Here is a 7,012-nt window from a genome sequence, read left to right on the forward strand (position 1 = left end):
CGGACTTCGTTGCCGACACCCTCTGTCTGGCTATTTTCATGCATGGAGGATAACTGCCTATGGCGAATAATAAGATGAATATTGAAGGAAAAAATTACTCGGATATTCCGGTGTGGCGTAGATATACGCTTACCATTGAGGAAGCAGCCAGATATTATCATATCGGCGAAGGAAAATTGAGAACGCTTATTGACACACATCCCAATGAGGATTTTTATGTGATGAACGGCAATCGTGCCCTCATTAAGCGTGAGAAATTTGAGAGGTATCTGGATCAGGCTACTGCTGTGTAAACAGAGCTGACAGATTTACCGATTTCACATGATATAACTATGCGGAGAGCTGGATTTGTGCTATGATAAGAGCGCAAGTCTGGCTCTCTTTTTTGAAAGGAGAGTTCACGATGAGTGAGAAAAGACGAGATAACCGTAATCGGATTTTGCGAGAGGGCGAGTACCAGCGTAAAGATGGGAGGTATCGGTTCCGCTATATTGATGAGGACGGAAAAGAGAAAAATGTATACAGCTGGCGTTTAGACAAGAATGACCCAATGCCAAAGGGGAAGAAGCGGGAGCCTTCCCTGCGTGAGAAAGAAAAACAGATTGAAGCGGATTTGTTTGACCGTATCGTAACCAACGGTGGCAACTATACTGTTTTGGAACTGGTAGAAAAGTATGTTTCATTGAAAACAGGAGTTCGTCACAATACGGTTGCCGGATATAAAACGGTCATCAATATGCTGAAAAAAGAGAGTTTTGGGAATCTGCGAATTGATAAGGTGCGTTTGTCAGACGCCAAGGCATGGTTGATTAAGCTCCAACAAATTGATGGGCGGGGATATAGTTCCATTCATTCTATCAGGGGAGTTCTCAGACCGGCATTTCAGATGGCGGTAGATGATGATTTGCTTCGTAAAAATCCATTTGAATTTGAGCTTGCCTCCGTCATTGTCAATGATTCTGTTACCAGAGAAGCGATCACCCGAAAGCAGCAGAGAGATTTGTTGAAGTTTATTCAGGAAGATAAACATTTCAGCAGATACTATGATGCAATCTATATTCTTTTTCACACAGGGCTTCGTATCTCAGAGTTCTGTGGATTGACGGTTTCAGAAATCGAGTTTGGAGAAATGCGTATTAAGGTAGACCATCAGTTACAGCGTACTGCACAGATGCAGTATGTAATTGAAGAGCCAAAAACTGACAAAGGCATCCGCTATGTGCCGATGACGGAAGCTGTCGCAGCGTGTTTTCGCAGAATTATTGCCAACCGAAAGACACCAAAAGTTGAACCGATGGTGGAAGGATACGCTGGATTTTTATTTTTGGATAAAAACGATATGCCGATGGTTGCCCTTCACTGGGAGAAGTACATGGAGCATATCATTCAGAAATACAACAGGATTTACCGTATCCAGATGCCGAAAGTTACCCCTCATGTATGCAGGCACACCTTTTGCTCTAATATGGCAAAATCCGGGATGAATCCGAAAACCTTGCAGTATATCATGGGTCACGCAGACATCAGTGTAACCTTGAACACTTACACCCATGTGAATTTTGATGATGCAAAGGAAGAAGTATATCGGATAGCGAATAGTTAAAAAAGCCCGTTGGTAAGGACGCTTGCTTTACCAACGGATTTACCAAGATTGCAGGGAAAAACACAAGAAAATACGAGAAGATTTGAGAAGATACCTTGAAAAGAAAGGAAAACTCAAAAGTCGGAAAACCCTGAAATATCAAGCGTTTGAGAAGAAATACAAGACTTAAATGGAGATATAAAAAGATGATTAAAGTATTATTCATTTGCCACGGCAACATATGCCGCAGTCCGATGGCAGAATATATCATGAAGGAACTGGTAAAGCGAGAAGACGTCGCGGATGACTGGGAGATTGAATCGGCGGCTGTCAGCCGTGAGGAGATCGGCAATCCGGTGTATCCGCCGGCGCGGCGCAAGCTGCTTGAGCAGGGAATCCCGTGCGGGCAGCATGCGGCGCGGCAGATGACGCGCGCAGATTATGATAGGTTTGATTTGCTGATTGGCATGGACCGGTCGAATCTGCACACCATGCAGCGCATTTGCGGCGGCGATCCGGATGGAAAGCTGCATTTGCTGCTGGATTTTACCGACCGACAGGGCGAAGAGGTCGCTGACCCGTGGTATACCGGCGATTTTGATGCCACATGGAACGACCTGTGGGAAGGCTGCCAAGGTCTGCTGGCGGAATATCGGTAAAGAAAAAAAGGAAACCCGAGAGGGTTTCCTTTTTTCTTACTTAGACACCGAAGGTTCTCCGGTAAATCCCGGAATGGTGATTTTCAGAGTCAAATTAGAAGTGGTATTTGTGCCAACAAATACTACATTATAAGTTGTGGACCAAAGTTCGCTGGGAAAACACATTGCAATAGTCTGGTTGTCGGCATCAATGCGATATGTTTTTGTAGATAAGCGGTCTCCGCCAACTTTATATTCCGAACCATCAACCGTAATGGTGTCAAGCTGTCTCAGCCACTCTGCGGCGTCGGAAAATGTCAGAAGGTAATATTGATTGCCAGAAGAATCTTGAGTTTTTTCAATCGTCGGCAGTTCGGTCGGTGCTGTTACCGCAGAGCCGCCGGAACTACTCGAATCACCAACCGTCAGCGTATACTCTACATCAGTATAGCCATCTGCGGTGAGTTTGATTTTATAGTCACCGGCATTGGCAAACAGGCTAACGGGCAGATCGAGAACATCGTATGCAGACGTACTATAAGTGGTATCGGTTGCAGCCGGACGGAAGTTGTTGTCCGCAAGGCTGCTGCTGGAATAGCCGCGGGTCAAAACAGTATCGTTCACCTTGACCTGATTTACTTTAGCCAGATATGTTGTGAGGTCAGATGCATTCAGACCGGTGAAGCTGAGACGATAGTAGGAATACGTTCCCATATAACTGGTATCCGTTTTCTTTTCAGCACTGGAAACCGTCGGTGCGGATTTTGCAGCTTCCGCAGGTTTTGCATTAACCGTAAACTTTGCCGTCAGCGGCTCACCATAGTACTTTGCCGAAATAGCAACCGTATGCTCACCGGACGGTACGTTATACAGAGAGATGGTTTTGTTATCCTTGCCGATTACATAATAAGCCGTTTCGGAACCGTAACCGTAATATCCGTAAGTACCGATGTCCGTTTTGTCATCCAGCTTAACAGATGCCAGATTCTTGAGGAAATCACCGTTCGAGCCATCTACCGTGAATACGATCGGCTTGCCCGATTCGGTAGTCTCGGCAACCGACAGAGAAAGGTTTTTCTCTAGCTGCTTTGCAACGGTCAGCGTCAGGCGCACCTTCTGGAAGGTATCGACCTGCAGCGTCAGCGCGTTATCGCCCAGCTTGAGCTGGTTTGCCGGAATGGTGATGGTGTTCTTCTCGGTGTCGATGGAGTATGCATCCTTGCTCAGCGCCGAGGTGGTGTTGAGGTAAAGCTGGCTGTTGGCATTCTCTTTCATTTTTTCCAGATATGCCGCTGCCTTGCTGCCGGAAACGAGCAGAACTGCGTCCTTACCCTCATTTACTTCGCTGATGGACTGGTAGCTTGTCTGACCGTCCTTGGTCACTTCCTTGACCAGAGTCAGGTCAGGAGCTGCGGAAGAGGACGCCTCGCTGAACGAAGTCGTTTCGCCAAGCAGATTATCCTCCAGCACCTTCTTTACCGCATACGGACGGTTGCGTGTGGTTTCTGCGTTCTCAGAGGTGACATACTCCGCAAAGGTGAGCAGCTTGTCCTCGGTGCGCGCGGTATTTGCGGCAGCGAAGAAGCCTGCGCTGGTGTAAACCTTATCTGCGCCTTCATAATAAACCGCGTCATGGAGCATATTGTCCCAGCGCTCGGAGATAGCGGCTGCATTGGCGTTGTCCAGACCCAGCTTTTCCACGATCTTCGCGTTGGTCAGCAGGTCGGCGCTGAATACCAGATTTGCGTTCATGGTGTTGCTGCCGCCTTCAGAACCGGAATCCGAGGAGGCACCGCCGCCGCCGCTGGTCGCTGCGGAAAGCGCGTCTACGCCTGCCGCTGCGGCACGCGCCGCCGGAGAAACCGACTGCTTATCTGCACCGTAGGCATAGAAGGTCTGGGAGAACGACTTGAAGCCGTTCGCGTAGATGGTCAGCGTATACTTTCCGCTGTGCGTCAGATGGTTGGTAGTATCGTTATACAGCACGAAGGTATCGCCGATGAGATACCAGTCGTCAAACTTATTGAGCACCTGTACCTCGGAATCGCCCGCATACTGCAGTTCTACGCGGTAAATCGGCTGGGTGATGCCGTACAGCATATCCTTCACCGTAAAATGCGTGTTCACGCCGCTGTATGCGCCGGTATCGCTCAGCACCAGAGACGGCGTTTTCTCGTTTACCACATGGATCGGGAACAGCTCGGCATTGCCGTTCGATACCACGCGCAGCTTGTAGCGACCGTTCGAGAAGAAGTTCGACTGACCGAGTGGGACCGTGATGCACGCAACGGTAGCGCCGTCAACACCGTGCGGCAGCGCCTTGTTGAGGCTCCACTTCAAATTGCTATTGAGCACGCTGTTACTTTCATCGTCCTGCACGAGTACAACGCTCGTAATGCCGTCCACAAACGCCTTTTCCGCGTCGGTGCCGTTGGCATAGTTGAACATAAGCTGTACTTCGCCGGAAACTTGATAGAGATTATCGTCGGATTCGCTTAGAACGGCGTCCGGAGAGTAGAAACGTACCGAATTGGAGGCAGTTTTCAGGTCAATGGTTGTGTGGGTCGGATTATAGCGTACCTTACCGGCGGCGTCCTTGTTGGTCTGGTGATAATCCCAGACGTAAACTGGACCGTTTGCAAGGAAGTAGTAATCGACTGGTACACCGGAAACGGTCGGCTTTACCGTGTTCTTGCCGCCGAGGCTGACGGTCTGGGTCTTGCCGGTGGTCTTATTGGTAACGGTCAGCGTGCTCGGGTCGAGTACGGTGGACTGCCACTTGACAATGCTGCCGTCGGTGGAAACCTTGGAGCAGCCGGCGTTGATTTCGGTGCCGTCAACGGTCAGCGTGCAGTTATCCAGCGTGTTGCCGTCCTCAAAGCGGACAACAACAAACTGACCCAGTGCGCCGAGCTGAACGGTGTTCATGTCGATGAGCTTGGTCTGCTCGGGTACGACCAGACTCTGCTGTGCAACCGAACCACCAGAGGACGAACTGCCGCCGGAAGAGGAACCACCACCGGAAGAGGAGCCGCCGCCGGAGGACGAACCACCGCCGGAAGCTGCCGCGCCGACCGTCTCGGTTTTGCCTGCGGCAACCGATTTATTGCCTGCCTTGACGCCGGAAACGCCGTTTGCGGCAGTCACCTTGGTGCCGGTGGTGGTAACGGTTACGTTATCGGCGTTCGCCTTTACGGTTCCAACCTTGCCTGCACCGGTAATCTTTGCGCCTTCTGCGTTGACGTTGATGGAACCGACAGACGCGCCGCTGTTTACGGTAATGGCAGCACCCTGTGCGACTGTGATGCTGTCAACCGAGCCGGAAACCGCAATGTCGGTATTGGCGATAATGCCCTTGCCGGCCTTGGTGTCCTTAAAGGTTACACCGCTTTCGCCGCCGCGCAGTACAATGCGGCCGGTGACAGTAACACCCGTCAGGTCGATTCTGCTGACGCCGTCTGCAATGATAAGGTCGCCGTTGATGGTCTTGCCGGACAGGGAAACGCCGTTTTCACGCACAATAACGCTGTCGTCCACCGTGGCAGACAGAGAATCGTCTGCATCGGCGTAGGTGCTGGCCATCTCACTGATGACCTTGGCGAATTCTGCACGGGTGATGCTGTTTTTCGGGTTCAGCTTACCATTTGCACCGTTGACATAGCCGTTTTCAATCAATGCAGCTACACTGTTCCGTGCCCATGCAGAGACAGAAGCACCATCGGTGTAATTGTTCAGAACGGACGTATCGCCGCTTTCAAGTGCAAATGCACGCGCGAGGACAACAAAAGCCTCTTCGCGGGTGATCGGCGCTTCGGGATTCAGTTTGCCGTTTGCACCCTGAAATGTGCGCATGGCAACGGCCAGTTCGAGATCATTATAATACCATGCGGAAGTGTTTGCATCGCTGTAAACCGACAGGTCAGCTGTTTTGCGAGCGGCAAAGGCACGGTTGACGATAGCAGCCATCTGGGCACGGATCAGCAGGCCGGAGCTGTTAATCTGGCCGTTTGAGCCGTTCAGCAGGCCGTTCTGTACAGCGCTGCGCAGGCCGGCTGCGGACCAGTCGGTTGGGAAATCGGTAAAATCTTCAGGCGAGGCAGCGAATGCATTCGCTGGCAGGAGCATAGCTCCTGCCAAAAGCATCGCAAGGGTACGTTTTTTGTTCAAGTATATTTTCCTCCTTGTTGTTAGACTGGGCTAACCATGCCGGTAAAAATTTTCCTTTCCATAGGAAAGGAGCGTGATCACAATGAGTTATCATACACTAACTCATAAGTAGGTAATAAAATATCATAAAGATTTTGTGGTGTCAAATCCTGATATTTACAGGAAAGAACGGCCGTATCATATAAACAACATAAAAAGTACACAAAATCCTGCAATGAGTTAGGAGAAACTAACTCTGGATGTGATTTTTGATAAAGGAAAAATTTTTTGTATGTGCGATACATATTGTTTACAGCGGAAAAGGCACAAAGCAGCACATAATTTCTGTGGAAATGATAAAAATACGGTATAGAAGTTAGTAATATGCGATAAAGATTACAACTGAATATTGAAATATCATAGGGAAGCTGGTGCGCTGTATTATTTCCGCGATTGTCGGTGTACAGCGGCAGGTGGTGTTTTATTTCAGGACGTTTAGACAGGAGGAATATATTATATAGGTATATATAGAGTGTACAAATTTCCTGCAAAATATTTTTTTGAAAAAGTTGAAGAAAAGTGTTGACATTAGGCGTATACTGCGGTATACTAAATAAGCTGTTGATGAGCGGTTGAGAACAACGAA

At 49.2% G+C, this 7,012-nt stretch carries 4 protein-coding genes; 3 read left to right on the forward strand and 1 reads right to left on the reverse strand.

Annotation, left to right across the window (positions count from 1 at the left end):
* Nucleotides 1–110: 110 nt before the first annotated feature.
* The 3 genes from DWZ82_RS14670 (at nt 111) to DWZ82_RS14680 (ending at nt 2,241) form a co-directional block, all read left to right on the forward strand.
* Nucleotides 111–293, forward strand: coding sequence for an excisionase (locus DWZ82_RS14670; RefSeq protein WP_413087825.1), 183 nt, complete (start codon nt 111–113; stop codon nt 291–293).
* A gap of 110 nt (nt 294–403) precedes the next feature.
* Nucleotides 404–1,603, forward strand: coding sequence for a site-specific integrase (locus DWZ82_RS14675; RefSeq protein WP_118481390.1), 1,200 nt, complete (start codon nt 404–406; stop codon nt 1,601–1,603).
* Nucleotides 1,604–1,788: 185 nt separating this feature from the next.
* Nucleotides 1,789–2,241, forward strand: a complete 453-nt coding sequence (locus DWZ82_RS14680; RefSeq protein ID WP_118481391.1) for a low molecular weight protein-tyrosine-phosphatase — start codon at nt 1,789–1,791, stop codon at nt 2,239–2,241.
* 36 nt (nt 2,242–2,277) lie between these two features.
* Here DWZ82_RS14680 and DWZ82_RS14685 read toward each other — a convergent pair whose 3' ends face one another.
* Nucleotides 2,278–6,387 carry an S-layer homology domain-containing protein gene (locus tag DWZ82_RS14685; RefSeq protein ID WP_118481392.1) on the reverse strand — a complete coding sequence of 1,370 codons (4,110 nt, stop codon included), beginning with the start codon at nt 6,385–6,387 and terminating at the stop codon, nt 2,278–2,280.
* Between the last annotated feature and the right edge of the window lie 625 nt (nt 6,388–7,012).

Source organism: Butyricicoccus sp. AF35-5AC, assembly GCF_003477715.1.
GTDB classification, from domain to species: domain Bacteria; phylum Bacillota; class Clostridia; order Oscillospirales; family Butyricicoccaceae; genus Agathobaculum; species Agathobaculum butyriciproducens.